Consider the following 2,615-nt stretch of genomic DNA (forward strand, 5'->3'; position numbering starts at 1 on the left):
TACATCGGCGGCAGCTGCATGATCTCGCCGCGGAACTGTTCCAGCGCCTTCTGCACGTCCTCTTTGGTCGCCGTAACCTCGGTGCGTGTGAGCACACGACCGGTGGCATCGAGGGTATCGGTGGTATAGCCCAGCTGGAAGGTCGCTGTATAGCGCTTGTTCTGATCGGGCAGAATGTCGCAGCATTTGGTGGCGCGTCCGACAAAGATGGGCAGCACACCGGTTGCCATCGGGTCAAGGGTGCCCGCGTGGCCGACCTTGCGGGTGCCAAGCAGCTTGCGCATCTTGGCTACCATATCAAAGGAGGTATAATCCTCCGGTTTATCCAGGATGATGATTCCGTCCAACATAATCGCTCCTGTTCCAAAATGGTTGATTTTCTTTCCGAATCTGTCCGCAATGAAAGGACAGATTTTCTGCATCAGAGGCTGGCGTCCAGCTTCTCCTGCTGTTCCAGTTCCTGCCGAACCGAGTCCAGCACCTGACGATAGACCTCGTCGAGGTCGGTGATTTCAAAGGTGCATCCGGCAGCGCCGCGGTGTCCTCCGCCGCCCAGCCGTCCGCAGATGGCGCTGGCATCTACTCTCCCGTCGGTCCGCACCGACACCTTATAGCCGCGGTAGCTCTTGTACTGGCGCAGTGTTACGCCGACCTGCACTCCTTCGATCTGCCGCGGCAGCGCGGAGATTCCCTCCAGCTCATCGTCGGTGACGCCGTTTTGATTGATACAGTCACGCATCAGCACCATGGTGGCGCATCTGCCGCCCAGCTCATAGCGCAGGCTTTGCAGCGCAGCCACTGTCAGCGCAATTTTGCCGCGGCTCTCGCTCTCGAACAGCCGCCGGTGAATCGAGCGAAGATCCGCTCCCGCCTGTATCAGCTTTTCGGCGGCACGATGGCTGTCCGCCGTGGTGGAGGTATGGCGGAAGCAGCCGGTATCGGTGGCAAGTCCGGTATACAGACAGTCCGCAATCTGCGGCGTCAGTGCTACACCCATCGCCTCGATGAGGTCGAGCACCAGCTCACAGTTGGCTGCTGCGTCGGCACGCAGCAGCAGTTTCTCGGCAAATCCGGTGTTAGAGCCGTGGTGGTCGATGCTCAAATCAATCTGATCGGCGTAGGATTGCAGTTTATCCCCCAGCAGCGTTGTATCCGCCACGTCCACCGTCACCACCGTCTGCGGCAAAAAAGACTGATCGTCGGGATGCGGATCGAGGTAGGCAAAGCGGGCTGGAATGGGATCATTGCAGAGAACGGCGGCACGTTTACCCAGCTGGCGCAGCGCATGCATCAGTGCAAAACCGCTGCCGAGCGTATCGCCGTCGGGAGCCTTATGGGTGAGAATGAACACATCCTGTGCGCCGCACAAAAACACTGCTGCCTGCTGTAACGTTACCGGTTGGGACATGGTGCCGCCTCCTTGTTTGTCAAAAATTATTCTTCGTCGGTCTGCTCGTCCTCATCGTGCTGGATATCCAGGCTGTTGAGGATGCGGGCAATATCCGCGCTGTACTCGGTGGAATCGTCCGGAATAAAGTGGAAATCCGGCACACGGCGCATCTTGATGCGGGTATTGATCTCATGCTTGATAAAGCCGTTTGCATTGTTGAGACCCTTGACTGCTTCTTTGGCCTTGTCCATTCCTTCCAGCGAACTGATATAGACCTTGCAGTGGGACATATCGTTGGAAAGTTCCACCTTGATGATGGTCAGCAGACTGGAGACGCGAGGGTCCTTGATGTGGTGCATGATGTCGGTCAATTCCCGTTTGATGTCCTCGCTGGTTCTTCCGACGCGAAAAGCCATAGTAACTTCTCCTTTCTGTTTGAAAGATATTGCAAATGAGGGCTGAAACGGGTTCAGTCCTCATTTGCGATTTTGATATGAATAACTAAATAAAAGTTTTTGGTCGAGCTTTTTACAAAAAGCTCGCAGATTCCAAAGACAGCGTCTTTGGTCGCTCACCGCAGTGAGCGAAACACTTTTATCGTTTGGGAGCATTTAGGAAAGCGTGAAAACCCTTTGCGATAAAAAGGGTTTTCACAAACTGCCGATTTGAAGCCACTATCCCCGAAAAGTTCCCTGTGGGAAGTTTTCGGCAGTATCGGCTCGAAGCTGGACATAACATTACGCTTTGGATTGGTGCGATATTGTAGTTTCAGCACGCGGCAACACTTAAGTTAACACACTCGCTCGTTAGGGCATGAAGGCTTTGAGAGAATAAAATAAAAGTTATTATTTTTCTGCTCAACAGCACAGATAACAGAAAAATCTCCCACTGGGGGGTTTTTCTGGCAAGTGCGTGTCGCTCGTCTGTCAAGGGGGCTTTTCTCTTGCAGAAAAGGAAATTGAAAACAAGTTTTCAATTAGGAGTTTGCACTTTTTGCCCATGATGGATCGGGCAAAATTGCCTTCGGCAACCGTGCAAAGCTCCCATTCACAAAGCTCTCCCAATGAGCGCCTGACGACAAGGTATTTCTCACTCTGCGGAGTGCGCCCAGTGGCTCTGCCTCTGGATACCGCCACCTTTTGTAAAAGGTGGACGAAAACTTTTGTTTCGCACCAGCGAGCGAAGCCGGAGGCAAGCGACCTGCGCGAGAGCGAGGTTCTCAATT

The 2,615-nt window shown here is 53.8% G+C and carries 3 protein-coding genes and 1 pseudogene; 1 reads left to right on the top strand and 3 read right to left on the bottom strand.

Annotated features, from left to right (window positions below; genetic code table 11):
• The 3 genes and pseudogenes from Q0L39_RS11590 to rbfA form a co-directional block, all read right to left on the bottom strand.
• A pseudogene (locus Q0L39_RS11590) lies at nt 1–350 on the bottom strand (tRNA pseudouridine(55) synthase TruB); the annotation flags it as partial.
• Between the two features lie 71 nt (nt 351–421).
• On the bottom strand, nt 422–1,408 hold the full coding sequence (locus tag Q0L39_RS11595; RefSeq protein WP_296629343.1) for a DHH family phosphoesterase: 987 nt from the start codon (nt 1,406–1,408) through the stop codon (nt 422–424).
• 26 nt (nt 1,409–1,434) lie between these two features.
• Complete coding sequence (gene rbfA / locus Q0L39_RS11600; protein ID WP_296629345.1) at nt 1,435–1,806, bottom strand: 30S ribosome-binding factor RbfA; 372 nt, start codon at nt 1,804–1,806, stop codon at nt 1,435–1,437.
• 577 nt (nt 1,807–2,383) lie between these two features.
• Here rbfA and Q0L39_RS11605 point away from each other — a divergent pair.
• The coding region (locus Q0L39_RS11605) for a hypothetical protein (RefSeq protein WP_296629347.1) at nt 2,384–2,615 on the top strand (232 nt) is incomplete at its 3' end.

The organism is uncultured Negativibacillus sp., assembly GCF_944388365.1.
Lineage (GTDB): Bacteria > Bacillota > Clostridia > Oscillospirales > Ruminococcaceae > Negativibacillus.